Below are 18981 nucleotides of genomic sequence, written 5' to 3' on the forward strand. Positions count from 1 at the left end.
GGCGGGAAGTGTACCTGAATGCGGGTGCAGGGCACAGCCCCTTATCCATAAGCCTGGCGGTGCGGGAAGTGGATTTGGGCAACTCTGGCCGGAGTTCGCGGTTAGCGCTTGATACAGGTCAGCCTTTATTTAGAAAAGGCTAATACGAAAGGCGATTGGCTCTTGGCCTGACGAGAGCAGACGCGTATGTTTCACTCCCTAATAATAAGTTGATCAGGGTCTTCAGGGCGTTTTGTCCGCGAAAACAGCCGCTCCTGAATAACTCCATAACAGCAAAAGAACAGAAAAGTACACTATGAACAGATTAAGCAGTACGTTGGCAGGATTGCTTCTCTTACTGGGCAGCCAGGTGCAGGCCGAAAGTGTGGAGTCCATGCTGCAGGAAATGGCCATCATCGAAAAAAATACACCGCTGTTACAGGCCGCTATTGAAGATGGTGTTGAGCGTGCGCAGTTGTGCTTCCGCTGTCATGGTGATGATGGCAACAGCAAGCGTGACTATATCCCGAATCTGGCCAGTCAGAATGCCGCTTATCTTTTTACCCAGTTTGAGCATTTTGCCGATGGTGTGCGCAAAGATTATGTGATGAGCAAACTGGCCACCACGCTGAGTAAAAAAGACCGCATTAATATCGCGCTTTATTTTGCTCACAAGCCGGTGGTTAGCCGCGAACAACCCGTACCCACAAGTGCAAAAGGCGAACAGATTTATAAAACCACCTGTTTTGTCTGCCATGGCAACGCCGGCCATGGCAGCAGCCTGTACCCGCGTATCGCCGGTCAGCCATATGAATATCTGACCAAAACCCTGATGCGTTTCCTGCATAACGATCCGGAGCGTAAAAACTCACCGATGATCGGCGTGGTGCAGAATATGGATGAGCAGCAGCTGCGTGATGTGGCCGCCTATATTGCCCATATGCCATAAACGCGCAGGGCAGATACTGCCGTGCTGTATGTATCTGCTGGCGGTGTTGTTTGCCGGCTGTGCCCGTCTGCCGGACTATCCGCATCCCACCTCTGAAGTTCATACTCAGGCTCCGCCGCACAGTCCGCTGACGGATTGGGCGGAGCCTCTGTTACAGCAACATCCCGGTCAGGCCGGGCTGGTGTTGCTGGCCTCCGGAACCGATGCTTTTCTTGCCCGCCTGTTGTTGGCGGCCAATGCTCATGACCGTCTCGACCTGCAATATTATCTCTACCATCAGGATCTGACCGGCAAGGTTTTTACCTGGGCCTTGCTGCAGGCCGCCGAGCGCGGCGTACGCGTGCGGCTGCTGCTGGACGATATGGCAACCCGCGGCGCCGATAATGAGCTGCGGCTGCTGAACCGTCATCCCAATATTGATATCCGCCTGTTTAATCCGTTTCTGCGCGACTATCCGCGCGATATGCAGTTTCTGACCCGTTATGGGGTTTCAACCCGGCGCATGCACAACAAAACCATGATTGCTGATAACACCCTGGCAATCAGTGGCGGACGTAATATTGGTGACGAATACTTTGATGCCGCGCGTAATGCGGTGGTATTCGGTGATCTGGATGTACTGACACTGGGGGCGGTGGTCGATGACGCCTCAACCGAGTTTGACCGCTACTGGAATAGCGAGCTGGCGGTGCCGGTGGAGCACGTGTTGCAGGATGCTGATCCGCATGACCAGCAACCGCTGAACGGACTGAGCCAGAAACTGCAGAACTGGCTGCAGAGTAATCAGCAGCACCCTTATGTGCAGGCTTTACAGGCACGGGTCCAGAACCTGGCGGCGCACTATGAGCCACGGCTGTTCTGGGGAAAGGCGTACGTAGTGGCCGATGCACCGGATAAAATCCGCAGCCGCCGTTACCAGTCGCCGTTGTTGGGAAATCTGCTCACTCTGCTGGAAAATGCGCAGCAGGAAGTGCTGCTGGTTTCGCCCTATTTTGTACCGGGCGATGAGGGGGTTGCCTTTCTGGCGGCACTGGTCGCGCGTGGTGTTAAGGTGCGGGTGCTGACCAATTCTCTGGCCAGCACCGATGTGCCTGCGGTGCATTCGGCTTATAAACATTACCGCGCGGCGTTACTGCGTGCCGGAGTCGAACTGTATGAGCTGCGCCCGGATGCCAGCTCCGGGCGTGAGAACCGCCGCTGGACCGGCTCTTCTTCCGCCAGTCTGCACGCCAAAATGCTGGTGATCGATCAGCGCTACTTTTACGTCGGCTCGATGAATCTTGATCCGCGCTCCATCCGCGAGAATACCGAAATGGGTGTGCTGTTTGAGCAGGCGCAACTGGGTCAGGAAGCCAGCCGGGATCTGCAGCAAAACCTGCCATTCGAAAGTTATCACCTGCAGCTACATCAGGGAGAAGTCCGCTGGCAGGAGCTGTACGGCGATGGCTCTGTGCAGAGCTATGACAGCGAACCCCGGGCCAGCCTGTGGCGGCGCCTGCAATCCTGGCTGCTGGGCGTTCTGCCGCTCGAAGCGGAACTCTGACGACCAGCATCGTCCACGTAAGTTCAGGAATTCTTCTTATTATTTGTTGATAATCATTCTCAGACTCAGTAGCATTCGCGTCCTTTCGTATTGCTAATTACCAATCCGTATCAGGACATGCCCATGAAAACTGCTGTTTTTGCGATGATTCCAGCACTGCTGGCTCCGGTGGCTTATGCCGCAGACACACAGCTTCCGGCTGACGCTTCTGCGCCAGCGGAAAAAGTAACGCTGGACCGGGTTACGATCTCCGCCGTTCGCGGTGAGCGTGATGTCGCTACCATCCCGCATATGGTGACGGTCATCGAGCGTGAAACCCTGCAGGCCACTCTCGGTGCCAGCGGCGATCTGACCAGCGCACTGAGCCGCCTGCTGCCAAGCTTTGCGCCGTCACGTCAGAAAATGACCGGCTCCTCCGAGAGTTTCCGGGGCCGTTCGCCGCTGATTCTGGTGGATGGTATTCCGCAGACCAACCCGCTGCGCGATGGCTCGCGTGACGGCTTTACCATCGACCCGTCACTGATTGAACGGATTGAAGTGGTACATGGTGCCAACGCTTCCATGGGCCTGGGCGCAACCGGCGGCATCATCAACTTTATTACCCGCAGCGCTGCCGACGGCGATAACGAAATCCGTCTGAATACCGCGCTGACCAGCAGCAACGATTTTGACGGTGACGGTTTTGAATACCGCCTGGGTGGCTCGCTGCAGCGCAAGCAGAGCGCTTACGATGTGCTGGCCTCGGCGCAGTATCAGAACAGTGGGCTGTACTACGATGCCAACGGCGACAAAATTGCCGTTAACGAAACCCACGGCGACCTGATGGATTCTGAATCCCTTGATCTGCTGCTGAAGCTGGGCATGGATCTGTCGGCTACCCGCCGTGTGGAGCTGATGCTCAATCGCTACGATCTGGAAAACAGCGGTGATTACCGCAACGTACCGGGTGACCGCGATCAGGGTATTGCCGCCACCACCGAAAAAGGCAAGCAGGTGGGCGATCCGAACCGCAACAAAGCCACCGCCGCCGCGCTGAGCTACAGCGACCGTGATCTGGCCGGTGGTAACTTCAGCGGTAAGTTTTATTACCTCGACCGTACCTCGCTGTACGGCGCAACCCAGACCAAAACCTTTCAGGACCCGGCTTATGGCAGCCAGTACGATGGCAGTGGTGCGCTGACGCAGAGCATCTACGATCAGTCGCAGATTGAAGTGCAGCGCAGTGGTGTGCGCCTGGGCTGGAACCGTGACGATTTCCTGCTGAATGAACTCGACTGGGTGCTGGGCTTTGACTGGGTGCGTGATGAATCGAAACAGACACTGGCGATGACCGGCCGTACCTGGGTGCCGGAAATGAAGTTCGACAACTACGCGCCTTTTGCCCAGCTCGATTACGCCCTGACCGATCGTCTGCAACTGACCAGTGGTGCGCGTTACGAGACTGCCAAACTGCAGGTGGATGATTTCACCACGCTGTATAACTACGGCTCGCGTGATGTGGCCGGTGGTGATGATGAATTCTCTGAACTGCTGACCAACCTCGGCTTTACCTACCGCATCAGTGATGGCCTGAACGCCTATATCTCCTACAGCGAAGGCTTCAATATGCCGGATGTGGGTCTGGTGCTGCGCGGCATCAACACCGACGGTCAGGATGTGGATGATCTGGTGCGTATCAAGCCGATCATCACCGATAACTACGAAACCGGTTTCAACTATCAGGGCGAAGCGCTGAGTCTGAAAGCCAGTTACTTCCGTTCGACCTCTGCCTTTGGTTCGCGCCTGGCCGACACCAATGGTGATGGCAGCTACGAAGTGATCCGCGAGAAAACCCGCACCCACGGTTACGAACTGCAGACCGCCTATATGTTTAGTTACGATCTGGAAATCGGTGGTTACTACTCGAAGCTGTTTGGCCGCGTAGACTCCGATAAGAACGGCAGTCTCGACAGCGACCTGGGTGCGGCTAATATCAGCCCGGATAAACTCTCGGCCTATGCCCGCTACGAGCTGAATGGCCGCACCAGTGCGCGTCTGGCCAGCACTTACTACTTTGACCGCAGCTTCCACGGTCAGGCCAACGCCAATGCCGAGTCTTTTGCTGGCTATGCGCTGGTGGATATGAGTGTCAGCTACCGTGGCAACAACAGCACTACCAGCCTGTCGCTCGGTAACCTGCTGAACCGCGATTACTTTGATTACTACGCACAGACCTCCGATCTCGGTAATACTGCGCGCTATTACAAAGGTCGTGGCCGCAGTCTGATGCTGGCGTACGAGCACAGCTTCTGACAACGAGTCTCTGAATGACCGCTTATTACTGGTTTCGCCGCCTGCATCTGTGGGTCAGTCTGGTGCTGGCCCTGCCGCTGCTGATTATTCTGCTCAGCGGACTGTTGCTGTTGCTGGAGCCGGTATTACAAACGGGGTTACGTGCGCCGGAGCCTCTGCCTCCGGCAGCGACGCAAAGGCTGCAGCAACGCATGGAGGTGTTGCAGGCTGAGCATTCCGGTTGTGCGGTCAGTTATCTGGGGCTTTCTTCACCTCTGATTGCTCAGCCGCGTCTGTATCTGCGCTGCGCCGACGGCTTCCGCTCGTATGAGCTGGCCGCCGATGGCAGCGCGAGCCCCCTGAGCGACGGTTTTTTTAACTGGGTACTGTCACTGCACCGCACGCTGTTACTGGGTGAGGGCGGACGTCAGCTGGTGGCGATCAGCAGTGTGTTGCTGGCGCTCAGTTGTCTGCTTGGCCTGTTACTCTGGCTGGTGCGTGGCGACCGGATTCAGCTCAGCCGCGAGCATTTTCTGCCGCAGCGTTTAGTGAGTGGCAAAGCCGATGGCCTGCGCCGCTGGCATGCACTGAGCGGTCTGTATATCACGCCGCTGCTGATCGTGATGGTGATTACCGGTATCTGCTGGCCCTGGCGCGCGCCGCTGTACAGCCTGCTCAGCGCCGGGCAACTCGATCAGCCGGCGCTGAAAACGGTGATGGCAGGTCCGGTGGCAACCGGCATGACGGCGGATGCTGTTGCGGCAGTGCCCGATCTTCTGGCCTTAAAGAGCCGGGCAGAAGCTCTGCTGCCGGGCTATCAGCTGACCGGTATTGTGACGCCACGGCCTCCGGCCTTTAACTATCAGTTGCGAATGGTTGCCCGCGGTGGCCTCAGTCTGGTGCCACAACACTATCTTTTTCTGCACCCGGCCGATCTGAGCCTGTTGCAGCAGGTGGATATCTGGCCGGTGCCCTCGTCAGAACCGCAGGTATCACAAAGCGCCGGAGAACAGGCGCTGATCAGTCTGCGTTTTCTGCAATACGGTCTGCACACCGGCTTTGTGTTCGGCCTGCCCGGTGTGCTGCTGTGGGCGCTGGCATTGTTACTGACCGGTGGTCTGTTGCTGGTGGGTGGCATTGTATTGTGGCAGAGGCGGCGCTCATGAGTTTACTGCCGTTGCTGATTCTGGCGCTGATGCTGCTGGGGATCTGCCTGTTTGTGCTGTATGGCAGCTGGTCGGTGGTGTTGTTCTGGCAGCTGCGCCAGCTGTTGCGGCAACCGCCTGCGGCCGGAGAGAAAGCACAAAAACGGCGTATGGGGCAGGAAAAGGCCCTGCGTCTGTTGTTGCTCAGTGCCCGCCGCTGGTTAGGGCGGGCACTGCTGCTGTTGCTGATTCCGGTGGCGGCAGCGCTGTTCAGTTTCTGAAGAATCCCGCTGTTTGCTGGTATGATCGCTGGCAGTAAATTACGGGTGGAATCATGTCTTCAGTTTCTTCGTTTTCCTCTGTGGATTCTTCGGCCGCGGATTCTTCTGCCACAGGTTCTTCTGCTGAGAGGCCGGCGCACTCCGGGCAATGGCAATTTTGGGTCGACCGCGGCGGTACCTTTACCGATATCGTTGCCCTGACTCCGGCCGGTGAATTAATTACCCATAAATTACTGTCGGAAAATCCGCAGCATTATGCCGATGCGGCGGTTGAAGGCATCCGTCAGCTGCAGGCCCGTTATCCGCACTACGACAGCGCCATTGCCAGTGTAAAAATGGGCACAACGGTGGCCACCAATGCGTTGCTGGAACGTAAAGGTGCGCGCACTTTACTGTGCATCAGTAAAGGTCTGCGCGATCAGCTGCGCATCGGTTATCAGACCCGCCCGGATATTTTTGCCATTCATATTGAGCAGCCAGAACCGTTATACGAACGGGTGTACGAAGTACCTGAACGTATACTGGCCGACGGCACAGTGGATTATCCGCTGGATGAAGAAACCCTGCTGGTGCAGTTAATTGAAGCGCGCTCACTGGGTTACGACAGCATCGCCGTGGTGCTGATGCACGCCTATAAATATCCGCAGCATGAAATTCGAATCGGTGATATTGCCCGCCAGCTTGGCTTTAAACAGATTTCGTTAAGTCACCGCGTCAGTCCGTTAATTAAACTGGTGCCGCGTGGTGATACCACGGTGGCTGATGCGTATTTGTCGCCGGTATTACGCCGTTATGTTAATCAGGTGGAGCAGGCGTTGCCGCCGACGGCACTGCAGTTTATGCAATCCAATGGTGGATTATGTGCGGCGCAGAATTTTCAGGGTAAAGATGCGATTTTATCAGGCCCGGCCGGTGGTGTGGTCGGTATGGTTCGCACCGCTCAGGCCGATGGTTTTAACCGCATTGTCGGTTTTGATATGGGCGGAACCTCGACCGATGTCAGTCATTTTAACGGTACGCTGAATAACGATCTTGAGCGTGAAACCCTGACCGAGGTTAACGGCGTAAAACTACGCGTACCGATGATGAATATTCACACCGTGGCCGCCGGTGGCGGTTCGCTGGTACATTTTTCTGATGGCCGCTTTCAGGTCGGACCGGAATCCGCCGGCAGTTATCCCGGCCCTGCCTGTTACCGTAATGGCGGGCCGTTAACCGTCACCGACTGCAATGTGTTGCTGGGTAAATTACAGCCACAGCATTTTCCCCATGTGTTTGGTCCTGAACAGAATCAGCCACTGGATGCCGATATTGTGCGGCAGAAATTCAGCGAGCTTGCAGTACAGATCCGCAACGACAGCGGTCAGGAATATTCGCCGGAAGAAATAGCCGCCGGTTTTCTGCGCATTGCGGTGAATAATATGGCCGCGGCGGTGAAAAAAATATCGGTGCAGCGCGGTTATGATATCCGCGATTATGTGCTCAATGCGTTTGGTGGTGCCGGCGCCCAGCATGCCTGTCTGGTGGCGGCCGAGCTGAATATTAAACAGGTGTATCTGCATCCGCTGGCGGGGGTGTTATCGGCCTTTGGTATCGGTCTGGCTGAGCAGCGCTGGCTGGGCGAAGACGCGGTAGAAATACCATTAATCGATGCTGCGGCGCTGACCTGCGCAGAAGAAAAATTCGCGGCGTTAATGCAGCAGGCGGATTTCACACCGGATGCTGAAAAACAGGTGCAGGTACAGGAGCAGGTACAGATATTACGCCGTGCCTATCTGCGTTATGAGGGGTCCGATACCCAGTTGTTGGTCAGCTTTGCCGACGCTGCTGCTATGCGTGCCGAATTTGAACAGCAGCACCAGCAATTATTTGGTTTTATTGCCGCTCATAAATCCCTGCGCTTAGATGCGGTACAGCTGGAGTTGGTAGCGGCCGGAAACAGCGCTCCGGCGATTCCTTTTGCCCGCAGCGAACAAACCGCACAGGAAAATGCACAATTATATCTGGGCGGGAAATGGCACAGTGTTCCGGTACTGGCGCGTACGCAGCTGGCGGCGGGTTTTATTGCACCAGGCCCGCTGTTATTAACCGATGCCAACAGCACCATTGTGGTGGAACCCGGCTGGCAGCTTGAAGTGTTAAAAAGCGGGGCTTTACTGCTGAGTGATCAGGGTGAAGAACTTCCGGTGCCTGCCAGTAACCTGGCTCAGCGCGATCCGGTCACGCTGGAAATATTCAATAATCTGTTTATGTCGGTCGCCGAACAGATGGGCTTTGTGCTGGAGAAAACCGCCAGCAGTGTGAACATTAAAGAGCGGCTGGATTTTTCCTGTGCGCTGTTTGATGGCCATGGTGAGCTGGTCGCTAATGCGCCGCATATTCCGGTGCATTTAGGTTCAATGAGCGAAAGCATTAAAGTGGTGATGCAGGGGCATACGGATATGCGCCCTGACGATGCCTTTGTGCTGAATACTCCTTATAACGGCGGCACGCATTTGCCCGATGTCACGGTGGTTAAGCCGGTTTTTATCCGGCCATTTACGGCGGGTAATAAAGCCGATTTTTATGTCGCCGCGCGTGGTCATCATGCCGATATCGGTGGTATTACACCGGGCTCAATGCCGGCGGAAAGCACCCATATCGACGAAGAAGGTGTGCTGCTCGATAACCTGATTTTAATGCGCGATGGCCAGCTTAAAGAGCAGGAGATCCGTAAGGTTCTGGCGGCGGCTACGTATCCGGCGCGTAATCCGGATCAGAATATTGCCGATTTAATGGCTCAGCTGGCCGCCTGCGAAAAAGGTGCAGCGGAATTACAGCGCTTATGTGCGGCCTATGGTTTGCCACAGGTGACGGCCTATATGCAGCATGTGATGGATAACGCCGAGCAGACGTTGCGTGACTGTCTGGCGGATTTACCGTCCGGTGAATTCAGCGCGCAAATGGATGATGGTACCTGCTTTAATGTGTGCATTGAGGTTGACCGGCAGCAGCGCCATGCCACGGTCGATTTTTCCGGTACGCAATACCGTGCAGAACAAAAGCAACATCCCGGTAATTTTAATGCGCCGACCTCGGTGGTGATGGCAGCGGTGTTGTACAGCTTCCGCGCGCTGGTCGCCAAACCTATGCCGCTGAATGCCGGCTTTTTCCGCGCGTTAACGGTTAAGGTGCCACAGGCTTCCATTATTGCGCCGCAATATCCGGCGGCGGTGGTATCGGGCAATGTCGAGACGGCCCAGTATCTGGTGGATGTGGTGATGGGGGCGCTGGGCTTAATGGCCGGCTGTCAGGGCACCAATAACAATTTCACCTTCGGTAATCAGCAGCTGCAGTATTACGAAACCCTGTGCGGCGGTATCGGTGCCAGTGCGCAGGGTGACGGCGCCAGCGCGGTGCACAGTCATATGACCAATTCGCGCCTGACAGACCCCGAGATTCTGGAACAGCGTTTTCCGGTGGTGCTCGACTGGTTTCATGTGCGGCCACAGTCCGGTGGCGACGGGCAGTATGCTGGCGGTAATGGTGTGGAGCGGCATATCCGTTTTCTGCAGCCGATGCGTGCCAATATCATCAGTGGCCACCGTCGGGTTGCACCGCATGGCCTGCAGGGCGGCGGTGACGGCAAGCCTGGCGTGAACTTTGTGCTGCGCCATCAGGGGCGGATGCAGCGCTTATCCGGCTGCGCCTGTGTCGAGCTGGAAGCCGGTGATCTGTTCTGCATCCACACCCCGGGTGGTGGTGGTTTTGGCAGTACCGCCGATGGCTGATACCCCAGTGGCGCTGTCAGGCTTTTGCTGCTTTGTGTTAGAATCGCCGCAATTTCCATTCAACGTTTGAGAGAGAAGACCTATGGATATCATGCAGGTCATCAAAGACCAGATCGAAAGCAACGACATTCTGCTGTACATGAAAGGCTCACCAAACCAGCCGATGTGCGGCTTCTCTGCCCGTACTGTGCAGGCGGTTATGGAATGTGGTCAGAAGTTTGCGTATGTGGATATTCTTTCCAATCCGGAAATCCGCACCAATCTGCCGGTATATGCCAACTGGCCAACCTTTCCACAATTGTGGGTAAAGGGTGAGCTGATTGGCGGTTGCGATATCGTCACCGAGATGCACGCCAAAGGTGAACTCAAGCCTTTGCTGGAAGAAGCGGCGCCACAGGCATAAGCCCTTCTGCAGCATGACGAACCAGCCTCCGGGCTGGTTTTTTTATGTCTGCAGTACAGGAAATAAAGATATAGGAAGGTATTTCCGTAAGAGGTATCCCGTTATAGGCAGGCGTATTTTGTTATATTTATAAACAATAATAATTAGCGTTTAAATATTGAAGTGATTCCTGTTTATGTTATCTTGCACGCCGATTTTATTGCCATTTATCCCAAAGGATTTAACGCTATGAAAACCCGTGCTCTGCTGTTGGCTGCTGCCATCACCTCATCCAATCTGGCTCTGGCCGACGATAACGCTCAACTGAAAGCCGAAATTGAAGCGCTGAAATCTCAGCTGAACAGTCTGGCCGATACCGTTGAACAGCAAGGTGCCGCAACCCAGAACAGTGGTGTAAATATCGGTGGTTACGGTGAAATGCACCTGAACCTGGCTAATGGCACTGACAACGAAATTGATTACCACCGCTTCGTGCTGTTCTTCAGCAAAGAATTCAATGAGCGTACCCGCTTCTTCTCTGAGTTTGAGCTGGAGCACAGTCTGGCTGGCGATGGTAAGCCGGGTGAGGTTGAGCTGGAGCAGGCTTACATCGAACATGACCTGAGCGCCAATACCCGCGCCAAAGCCGGTCTGTTCCTGATTCCTGTTGGTATCCTCAACGAAACCCATGAGCCTGATACTTTCTACGGCGTTGAGCGTAACAGCGTTGAAAACAAAATCATCCCGACCACCTGGTGGGAAGGTGGTGCTGGTCTGAGCGGCAAAATCGCCGATGGTCTGAGCTACGATGTAGCGATGCACTCCGGTCTGAATACGGCTACCGGTGAGTTACGTAAAGGCCGTCAGAAGGTTGCCGAAGCACCAGCGAATAAAGCTGCCTACACCGCACGCGTTAAATACACCGCGGTACCGGGTCTGGAACTGGCTGCAACCCTGCAGTATCAGGATGATCTGTTGCAGGGCAGTGGCGCCAAAGAAATCGGCGCGCGCCTGATCGAAACCCATGCGATCTATCAGAACAACGGTTTTGAACTGCGTGCACTCTATGCGCAATGGGATCTGGATAAAGATATCAATGCCATCACCGCCGGTGCCGCCAAACAGACCGGTTTCTATGTTGAGCCGTCTTACCGCATGAATGATGTCGGTGTGTTCTACCGTAACAGCGGCTGGGATACCAAGGCTGGCGACCGTACCGATTCCAAAGCCGAGCGCCACGATGTGGGTGTGAACTACTGGCTGGCTGAGACCGTGGTATTCAAAGCTGATTACTACCGCGAAAAAGCGGCCGGTGATCTGGCGGCCACCGGTTACAACCTGGGCGTAGGCTACAGCTTCTGATATGCGGTTACTGCGCGTTTTTCTGCCTCTGATATTGCTGCTGTCCAGCGCTGTCGCGCTGGGCAAAGGCACTTATCTGACCCTGCCGCAGCTGCTCACCGAGTGGTTTCCGGCAGGGCAGGAAGCGCGCACGTTATGGCTCAGTGCTGAGCAGAAAGATCAGGCCCGTGAGCATATCCGTTACGATCTGCGTCAGGCACGGGTTAAATACTGGACGCATAACGGCCACAACTTATGGGTGCTGAGTGAAATCGGCAAAGAAAAACCCATTACCTTTGCGGTGCTGACCCACAACGGTGTGATTGAGCGGATTGAAGTTATGGTGTTCCGCGAAATCCGCGGTGATGAGATCCGTTTGCCGGCGTTTACCGCGCAGTTTGCCAGGCTGCAGTTAACCGATAATGGTGAGCTGAGTGGCAATATCGACGGTATTTCCGGTGCCACCTACTCGGTGCGCAGTATGGAGAAAGTTGCTAAACTCGCGCTCCTTCTCGATCGCTGGACAGCCGCCCCGGATGAAAACCTCCACTAGACGCCAACTCCGTTTCTGGCTGCATAAATGGCATCGCCGTGCCGGCCTGCTGGCGGCGCTGATTGTTATTCTGGTCACCCTGACCGGTCTGTTGCTGAATCATATTGCCGCCACCGGCCTCGATCGTCTTTATCCTCAGAACTCACTGATTCTTACGCCTTACCAGCATGCACTCAGTCGCCCACTGGGCTTTGCTGTGGACGCTCACTGGTTGTGGAGTGCCGATGGTCAGTTGCGCCTGGATCAGCAGGTGTTAACCGGGTGTCGCCAGCTGCAGGGCTATGCGAGGGGCGATGATTCGCAGTTTGTCGATTGCAGCAGCCAGTGGCTGCTGCTGGATAACAACCATCAGCTGCTGGAAGTGCTTGAACCCTCGCTGTTCAGTGAAGAGCCGGTCACGGCGGTGGTCTGGCAGGACGATGCTTACCAACTGCAGATTGGCCAGGATTGGTTTGTGCTGGACCTGCTCAGCTATCAGCTGACGGCGGCGACAGCACCTGCCGAACCTGCGGCAGCGCTGCAGGTTTTACCGCCAGAACTGGCCGCAGCACGTAATGAGTCCATCAGCTGGCAGCGGGTGTTGCTGGATCTGCATTCCGGCCGCTGGTTTGGCAGCTGGGGTGTTTGGGTGGTTGATGTTGCCGCGCTGATTTTGCTGTTTCTGGCATTATCCGGAGCCTGGATCTGGTTCAGCCGCAAGCGTGGTTTCTGAACCGCAGAATCACAGCTGATCGGTAAAGAATGGTCATCGCCATCGCTGATGAGTACAGATGCGCCACTTCGTGTAATATGCTGCATAACTTAGCCGCCGCTATGTCGCTGCAATCAGCCTGTGACGGCGGTTTTTGATCCGTTAGCCGAGTCAGACAGTTTTCATGGTGTTTACAGCAAAGCCCGACGCGTCACAGTCGCCCTGGCTGGAATCCCTCGATCAGAAAGCGGTAGCCGCCTGGGTGCTGCTCAAAGGCCGTCGCCCGGATGCGCCGGTACACGCACTCGACCGTGCGCCGCTGCTGCTGAACGCGCTGGAGCAGACCCGTGTAGTGTGGGTTAACGCGCCCGCCGGTTACGGTAAGACCGTCTTATTGGGCGATACCGCCAGAGCGGCCGAGCGTAACGGCACCTCTGTTATCTGGCTGACCCTCGACAGTCGCGATACTCCCGATGCCTTTTTTCTGCGCCATTTCCTCGAAGCGGCTGAACGCCAGCTGCCTGGTGTGGCGACCGATGCCCTGGCGCACTGGCACGAAACCGGCCGCCGCGGGCACGTCGACGTTGAACAGGTGTTACTGCTGTGGCTGCAGGAGCTGGCCAGCTTCGAGCGGCCTTTGCTGCTGTGCTTCGACGATGTGCACTGCCTGCAGGACAGCGACAGCTGGCAGGTGCTGAACCTGATTGTTGAGCAGTTGCCTGCTGGTGTCAGCATGGTGCTGGCATCGCGCTATATCCCCAATCACCTTGGCCGTCTGCGGCTGAACTCTGCGCTGGGCTGGCTGGGCGTCGGCGAGCTTTCTTTCAGCGATGATGAAACCCAACAGCTGTTGTTATTGCATGGTGTGGATATCAGTCCGCAACAGATTCAGCAATTGATCCGGAGACTGGCTGGCTGGCCCGCCGGACTGGCGATATGGCTGGCCTGTTACCGCGCCGCCGGACGACCGCTGGAGCCGGCGGCACAGCTGGCGCAACAGGAGCTGAGCGATTATCTGCTGGGTGAAACCCTGCATCGTTTACCTGCAGATGTGCAGCAGTTTGTGCAGCAGGCTGCGGTGCTGGGCAGTTTTAATGAAGAGCTGCTGCAGCATTGCACCGGCTCGGCGGATTACCATCAGCCGTTGCAGCAGGCTTTACGCCTGAACCTGTTTATTGAGCCACAACTGCACCGTGCGGGCTGGTTCCGCATGCATCCGGTGATGGCTGATCTGCTGGCGCAGCAGCTGCCCCAGCAGGAGCGCAGTCATCTTCATCATCTGGCTTATGACTGGCTCAGTCAGCAACAGCAGCCGGTTGCTGCATTGCATCATGCCCGTGCAGCGGGCCTCAGCCAGGAAGTACAGGACTGGGTTGAACATGAGGCCGAAACCATTCTGGCCAATCTGGATATCGCCGGTCTGTTGTCATGGTTTGAATTACTGGGCGACGAGTTGCTGTACTCCTCGCCACGTCTGATGGCCATTGCCGCCTGGTCGTGGTTGCTGACCCATCAGCGTGAAAAAGCCGAAGATATGATCAGCCGCCTGCTGCAACGCCAGTGTCTGGCCAGCTTTGAAGAGGCTGCCTTGCAGGGCTATCTGGCGCGGTTAAAAGGTCAGTTAAGTCAGGCCGAACCTTTGTGTAAGCAGGCGCTGGAAAACCTGCCGCCGGCTCGTTTTACCCTGCGTATTCTGATGAGTTCAACGCTGGCGCAGCTGCGTCTGGCACAGCACGATGCCGATGGCGCACGTATCTGGAACCGGCTGGCGCAGGATCTGGCACGGCAGAATAACGCTCCGGCGATGGAAGCGCTGGCACTGTTTGATTACGCCCGCATTGAACTGAATCGCGGTCATATTGCTCACAGCCGCGAAATCGTTGAGCGTGGCCTGGCCCTGCTGAGTGGCTATGGTGAGCACGGCGAACGTTTACCGCGCGGTCGTTTACTGCTCTACCGTGCCGTGTTGCGCTGGCTTGGCGGTCATGATGACACCTTATTGGATGAAACCCTGCAGCAGGGCATTTCGGCCAGTACCCAGGTTCATGATGTGTCCGTTTGTTACGGCTATGCCATTATGGCGATGCGTTTTACTGCTGCCGGAGATTATGCCGCGGCACTGAATGCCCTCGACAGTGCAGAGCGGCTTATGCAGCGCTGGCAGGTCGAAGTGGACAGCTACCAGTGGCTGATCATGGTGAAAGCCAATGTCTGGATTTCTCAGGGTAAGCTCAGCCGGGCACAAAGTTGCATTGATCAGCTGTTACAGGGACAGAGCTGCGCGCAGCTGCCAAGGCCGGAGTTGTTTCCTATGCTGCCCGGGCTGGCGGTCGCGACTCAGGCGCGGTTATATCTGCTGGCCGGCAAAGCGGCAGAATGCCTGCACGAAACCGACAGCTGGCTGCGCCAGCGCAATAACAATCTGAGCATGATGCTGCTGCAATTACTGCGTGGTGCCGCGTTGCGCGCCCAGAATCAGCACACAGAAAGCCAGCAGATTTTCCTGCAGTCGGGGCGTGTTTTGCAGCGTGAGGGGATTGGTCTGGATCTGTTGGTCTGGGTGCCGAATCTCAGTGATTCTTTGCCACAGCGTGCAGACAGTGAGCCGGCGGATCTGAGCGTCAGCCTCAGCGAGCGTGAACTGGAAGTGCTGCGCAAAATTGCCCAGGGGTTATCCAATCAGGAAATTGCTGATCAGCTGTTTATTTCCCTGCATACAGTTAAAACCCACGCCCGCAAAATTAACGTCAAACTGGCCGCCAAGAGCCGTACTCAGGCCATTCATCGCGCCAAAGAACTGCAGCTTATCTGACCGTCCCGGTCATTTCATTTCTCTGTTGTTATATCTGTTGTTATATATGTTGTTATCTCCGTTGCCGGAATGAAGACTCATTCTGGTGGCCCTGGATCATCCCGCAGGCTGGCGGGATGTGTCTTCCTCGACTAAACATTGAGAAGGACTGGATTTGATGGATCGACTATGACAACGCGATATAAAGCAGTTGTACTCAGCAAAAAAACTGACGGGAAGCTGAGTGATCTGCTGGACGAAAAATACCTTCTGTTACAGGCCGACAGCGTCGCTCAAACGCAGCAGCTGGCGCGGGAACATGACCTGAAACTGATTCTGATTGATGGCAGCAGCATTCCCTCGGATGCCGTCATTGATACCTGTCGTCAGCTGAAAGATAACAGCGAGCTGCCGGTTGTTGTGCTGGAAAACGAAGAAACGCTGCAGCATAAGCTTGATGCCTATGACGCAGGCTGCGATGACTACCTGTCGCCGTCGATGATGTTTGAGCTGAAAGCCCGTCTTGACCGGGTTCTGTTCAATAAAATTGCCAACGATCAGCTGAAGATGCAGCTGAAACAAGCCAACGAAATGGCTTTTATCGCCATGTCTGATACGTCCGATCTGGGCGTGAATATCCAGTTTCTGCTTGATGTGAACCGCTGCAGCAATATTGATGAGCTGGGTATGCGCCTGTTTCAGGCGCTGCAGAGTTACGGCATTAACTGCAGTCTGCAGATGCGCAGCCGTTATGGCGTAAAGAATATGGAAGCCAACGGCATGGCCAAGGATATGGAATCTGTGCTGATGAGCGAATGCAAAGACAAAGGCCGTTATGTCGATTTTGGCCGCCGCTCCATTATGAATTACGGTGGCGTGTCGCTGCTGGTGAAAAATATGCCGGTGGATGACGAGAAAAAATACGGCGCCATTAAAGATAATGTTTTCTCGTTGTTGCAGGGCTGTGATGCGCGTATTCAGGCACTGGATAACTTACAGTCGCTGGCGCTGGAAAGCCGCCTGGTAAAGCGCCTGAGTGGCCAGATGAGCTATATGATGTCAGCGGTGGATGTGTCTTATCAGAATGTGATGCGCGATATCGCCGATGTGGTTGAAAACATGGCCGATGGGGTAGAGCAGAGCCTGCAGTTTCTGGGAATGGATGAGCGTCAGGAAGCTGCAATGCAGAAGATAATGGAAACCGGCATCGCTGAAACCAACCGCGTTTTTAACGAGGGTATCCGGGTGGATGAAGGGCTTAATGTGTTTCTGCAGAAGGTTGACCGGGTCTTTTCTGCCGACCATGTTGATCCGCAGGAGGTACAGGCTCTGCTGGATATGATGCCGAAAAATGACGACACCGAATCATAATCATTAAACCGACAGCCTCTCAGAGAGGCTTACGGAAACGCAGCGTCATGCGGTCGCTTTCACCAACAGCCAGATATCTGGCTTTATCGGTTTCACCCAGCCGCAGTGTCGGTGGTAAGGTCCACACCCCGGCAGGATAGTTTTTACTGTCGGCGGGGTTAGCATTGATTTCACTGCTTGCTTCCAGAATAAATCCAGCCTTTTCAGCCAGTTTCTGCACGTAGGCTTCACTGACATAGCCGGACTCAATCATCTGTGCACGGCTGAACTGCGGTGGTGCCCTGTGTTCAACCACGCCCAGAACCCCTCCTGCTTTAAGAGCAACAAACATGCTGTTAAACATCGCTTGCTCCTGATCGTTGCGCATCCAGTTATGTACATTACGGAATGTCAGAATACGGTCGGCCTGTATCTCAGCGGTTAACTGGTTCTGGCGTGGCGGCTCAAGCATTCGCACATGAACCGGCCCGTATGGCTGGTCTGACTGTACAAACTCCCGGTCAAACGCCGCGCGGCTGTTACGGAAAAACGTGACCGGAGAATCCGCTGCCCAGTGGGCGGCAATAAACCGGCCCTTATCCCGCAGATAAGGTGCCAGAATGCGACTGTACCAACCTGCGCCGGGCCAGATTTCCACCACCGTGTGATGGGGTTCAAGCTGAAAAAAGGTCAGTGTTTCGGCCGGATGGCGATAATGGTCACGGGCACGGTCTGCTGCTGGCCGGACACTGCTGTTGACCTGTGTGGCGACGGTGTTGCTGCTCAGGGATGCGGCATTTGGGTTACCGGCCGGACTGCTGCAGCCACTGAGCGAAACCGCTAATGCTGCACTGAATGTGATCAGCAGAGTGGTGGATAAAGCATTCCTGGCCAGCATAAAACATCCCTGTGCAAGTGTGTCGGATCGGGTGGGGCCGTGCTCAGTGCACGGCCGGTTTCTGTACGTCGTCTGCTTTGCTTTTGTCTCCGTTTGGACAAGCGCTTTCCAGCAGCTCCACTTCCCAGGGTGGATTCGGACGGATGCTGTCGATAACGAAATCGACAAAGCTGCGGACTTTGGCTGACAGATGACGGTTGCTGGGGTACAGCGCATGAATCGGGCTGGCTTCAAACGGCCAGTCGCACAGCACCGGTACCAGATTACCGGCACGGATAGCCGGAGCGGCAATCAGCATTGGCACCGGGGAAATACCGGCGCCCGACAGCGTCAGGGCATACAGGCTGGCAAAATCATTAACCTGCAACCGTGGTTTAACCTGAACGGTGTACTGCTCTTCTCTTGGCCCACTCATTGGCCATTGCAGCCACTGGGAGCCGGTCAGCAGGCGGTGTTCGTGCAGCTGCTCCGGATGGTTCGGCATGCCGTGACGTTCCAGATATTCCGGACTGGCACACAGGATTGCGCGGACATCCCCCAGATAACGGCCGATCAGGGATGAATCTTCCAGCTGGCCAATGCGGAATGCGACGTCGATCCCTTCCTGCACCAGATCCAGACGCTGATCAGACAAGACCAGATCAACCATCACCTGTGGGTGTTGTTCCATAAATTCGGCCACCAGACTTGACAATACGGTCGAGCCGAACAGGACCGGTGCGGTGATACGCAGGGTTCCCGTTGGCGTGCTCTGCATCTGGGTAACGGCGATATTGGCTTCTTCAATTTCGCTGAGAATGCGTGCGCAGTGGTTGTAGTAAGCGTTGCCGGTATCGGTCAGGCGCAGGCTGCGGGTGGTGCGCTGGATAAGGCGTACGCCGAGGCGTTCTTCCAGCTGGGTGATCTTGCGGCTGACCGTGGACTTGGGCAGACCAAGGTTTTTGGCGGCTCCGGTAAAGCTGCCGGCTTCTACAACATGAACGAAGATAGCCATCTCGTTCAGGTCAAATTCTTCACGCTTACCAATCAACATGGGA

General features: G+C 55.6%; 14 protein-coding genes. 12 read left to right on the top strand and 2 right to left on the bottom strand.

Translation table 11 applies throughout. From position 1 onward, the window contains the following. The first annotated feature begins 295 nt into the window (after window positions 1-295). From HUF18_RS17550 to HUF18_RS17610, 12 genes are all read left to right on the top strand, one after another. On the top strand, window positions 296-928 hold the full coding sequence (locus HUF18_RS17550; RefSeq protein WP_225693131.1) for a c-type cytochrome: 633 nt from the start codon (window positions 296-298) through the stop codon (window positions 926-928). A 28-nt stretch (window positions 929-956) separates the two neighbouring features. Next, entirely contained in the window at window positions 957-2471 is a 1515-nt protein-coding gene (locus HUF18_RS17555; protein WP_225693133.1) for a phospholipase D family protein, read from the top strand. Between the two features lie 123 nt (window positions 2472-2594). Beyond that, the gene (locus HUF18_RS17560; protein WP_225693135.1) at window positions 2595-4763 is read left to right on the top strand and encodes a TonB-dependent receptor; all 2169 of its coding nucleotides are present in this window, start codon (window positions 2595-2597) and stop codon (window positions 4761-4763) included. Between the two features lie 14 nt (window positions 4764-4777). Beyond that, window positions 4778-5908 (top strand): PepSY-associated TM helix domain-containing protein, encoded by a 1131-nt coding sequence (locus HUF18_RS17565; protein ID WP_225693137.1) that lies wholly within the window; start codon window positions 4778-4780, stop codon window positions 5906-5908. After that, window positions 5905-6168: a hypothetical protein gene (locus HUF18_RS17570; protein WP_225693139.1), complete on the top strand. Its 264-nt coding sequence runs from the start codon at window positions 5905-5907 to the stop codon at window positions 6166-6168. The genes HUF18_RS17565 and HUF18_RS17570 overlap by 4 nt, the downstream gene beginning before the upstream one ends. 53 nt (window positions 6169-6221) lie before the next feature. After that, window positions 6222-9938: a hydantoinase B/oxoprolinase family protein gene (locus tag HUF18_RS17575; RefSeq protein WP_225693141.1), complete on the top strand. Its 3717-nt coding sequence runs from the start codon at window positions 6222-6224 to the stop codon at window positions 9936-9938. Window positions 9939-10020: 82 nt separating this feature from the next. Continuing rightward, window positions 10021-10341, top strand: coding sequence for a Grx4 family monothiol glutaredoxin (grxD, locus tag HUF18_RS17580; protein ID WP_145466297.1), 321 nt, complete (start codon window positions 10021-10023; stop codon window positions 10339-10341). Between the two features lie 228 nt (window positions 10342-10569). Beyond that, window positions 10570-11682, top strand: a complete 1113-nt coding sequence (locus tag HUF18_RS17585; RefSeq protein ID WP_225693143.1) for a porin — start codon at window positions 10570-10572, stop codon at window positions 11680-11682. 1 nt (window position 11683) lies between these two features. Beyond that, window positions 11684-12214, top strand: coding sequence for an FMN-binding protein (locus tag HUF18_RS17590; RefSeq protein WP_145466294.1), 531 nt, complete (start codon window positions 11684-11686; stop codon window positions 12212-12214). Next, window positions 12198-12926 (top strand): PepSY-associated TM helix domain-containing protein, encoded by a 729-nt coding sequence (locus tag HUF18_RS17595; RefSeq protein WP_225693145.1) that lies wholly within the window; start codon window positions 12198-12200, stop codon window positions 12924-12926. Before HUF18_RS17590 ends, HUF18_RS17595 begins: the two co-directional genes overlap by 17 nt. 163 nt (window positions 12927-13089) lie before the next feature. Continuing rightward, window positions 13090-15717 carry a LuxR C-terminal-related transcriptional regulator gene (locus HUF18_RS19730; protein WP_274704272.1) on the top strand — a complete coding sequence of 876 codons (2628 nt, stop codon included), beginning with the start codon at window positions 13090-13092 and terminating at the stop codon, window positions 15715-15717. Between the two features lie 168 nt (window positions 15718-15885). After that, a complete protein-coding gene (locus tag HUF18_RS17610) occupies window positions 15886-17067 on the top strand; it encodes a response regulator (RefSeq protein WP_225693147.1) in 1182 nt (393 codons plus the stop codon). 19 nt (window positions 17068-17086) lie between these two features. On the opposite strand, the gene HUF18_RS17615 is transcribed toward HUF18_RS17610, so the two are convergent. Then, window positions 17087-17944, bottom strand: coding sequence for a class I SAM-dependent methyltransferase (locus HUF18_RS17615; RefSeq protein ID WP_225693149.1), 858 nt, complete (start codon window positions 17942-17944; stop codon window positions 17087-17089). A 43-nt stretch (window positions 17945-17987) separates the two neighbouring features. Next, window positions 17988-18977 (bottom strand): LysR family transcriptional regulator, encoded by a 990-nt coding sequence (locus HUF18_RS17620; RefSeq protein WP_145466283.1) that lies wholly within the window; start codon window positions 18975-18977, stop codon window positions 17988-17990. Window positions 18978-18981 lie beyond the last annotated feature (4 nt).

Source organism: Thalassolituus sp. ST750PaO-4 (assembly GCF_020320405.1).
Classification (GTDB): Bacteria; Pseudomonadota; Gammaproteobacteria; order Pseudomonadales; family Oceanobacteraceae; genus Venatoribacter; species Venatoribacter alkanivorans.

Bases quoted from the DNA above. Each gene is read 5' to 3' on its own strand.
- HUF18_RS17565 (WP_225693137.1), top strand. From the start codon at position 4,778: ATGACCGCTTATTACTGGTTTCGCCGCCTGCATCTGTGGGTCAGTCTG.
- HUF18_RS17575 (WP_225693141.1), top strand. From the start codon at position 6,222: ATGTCTTCAGTTTCTTCGTTTTCCTCTGTGGATTCTTCGGCCGCGGAT.
- HUF18_RS17595 (WP_225693145.1), top strand. From the start codon at position 12,198: ATGAAAACCTCCACTAGACGCCAACTCCGTTTCTGGCTGCATAAATGG.
- HUF18_RS17560 (WP_225693135.1), top strand. From the start codon at position 2,595: ATGAAAACTGCTGTTTTTGCGATGATTCCAGCACTGCTGGCTCCGGTG.
- HUF18_RS17615 (WP_225693149.1), bottom strand. From the start codon at position 17,944: ATGCTGGCCAGGAATGCTTTATCCACCACTCTGCTGATCACATTCAGT.
- HUF18_RS17555 (WP_225693133.1), top strand. From the start codon at position 957: ATGTATCTGCTGGCGGTGTTGTTTGCCGGCTGTGCCCGTCTGCCGGAC.
- HUF18_RS17570 (WP_225693139.1), top strand. From the start codon at position 5,905: ATGAGTTTACTGCCGTTGCTGATTCTGGCGCTGATGCTGCTGGGGATC.
- HUF18_RS19730 (WP_274704272.1), top strand. From the start codon at position 13,090: ATGGTGTTTACAGCAAAGCCCGACGCGTCACAGTCGCCCTGGCTGGAA.
- grxD (WP_145466297.1), top strand. From the start codon at position 10,021: ATGGATATCATGCAGGTCATCAAAGACCAGATCGAAAGCAACGACATT.
- HUF18_RS17590 (WP_145466294.1), top strand. From the start codon at position 11,684: ATGCGGTTACTGCGCGTTTTTCTGCCTCTGATATTGCTGCTGTCCAGC.
- HUF18_RS17585 (WP_225693143.1), top strand. From the start codon at position 10,570: ATGAAAACCCGTGCTCTGCTGTTGGCTGCTGCCATCACCTCATCCAAT.
- HUF18_RS17550 (WP_225693131.1), top strand. From the start codon at position 296: ATGAACAGATTAAGCAGTACGTTGGCAGGATTGCTTCTCTTACTGGGC.
- HUF18_RS17620 (WP_145466283.1), bottom strand. From the start codon at position 18,977: ATGTTGATTGGTAAGCGTGAAGAATTTGACCTGAACGAGATGGCTATC.
- HUF18_RS17610 (WP_225693147.1), top strand. From the start codon at position 15,886: ATGACAACGCGATATAAAGCAGTTGTACTCAGCAAAAAAACTGACGGG.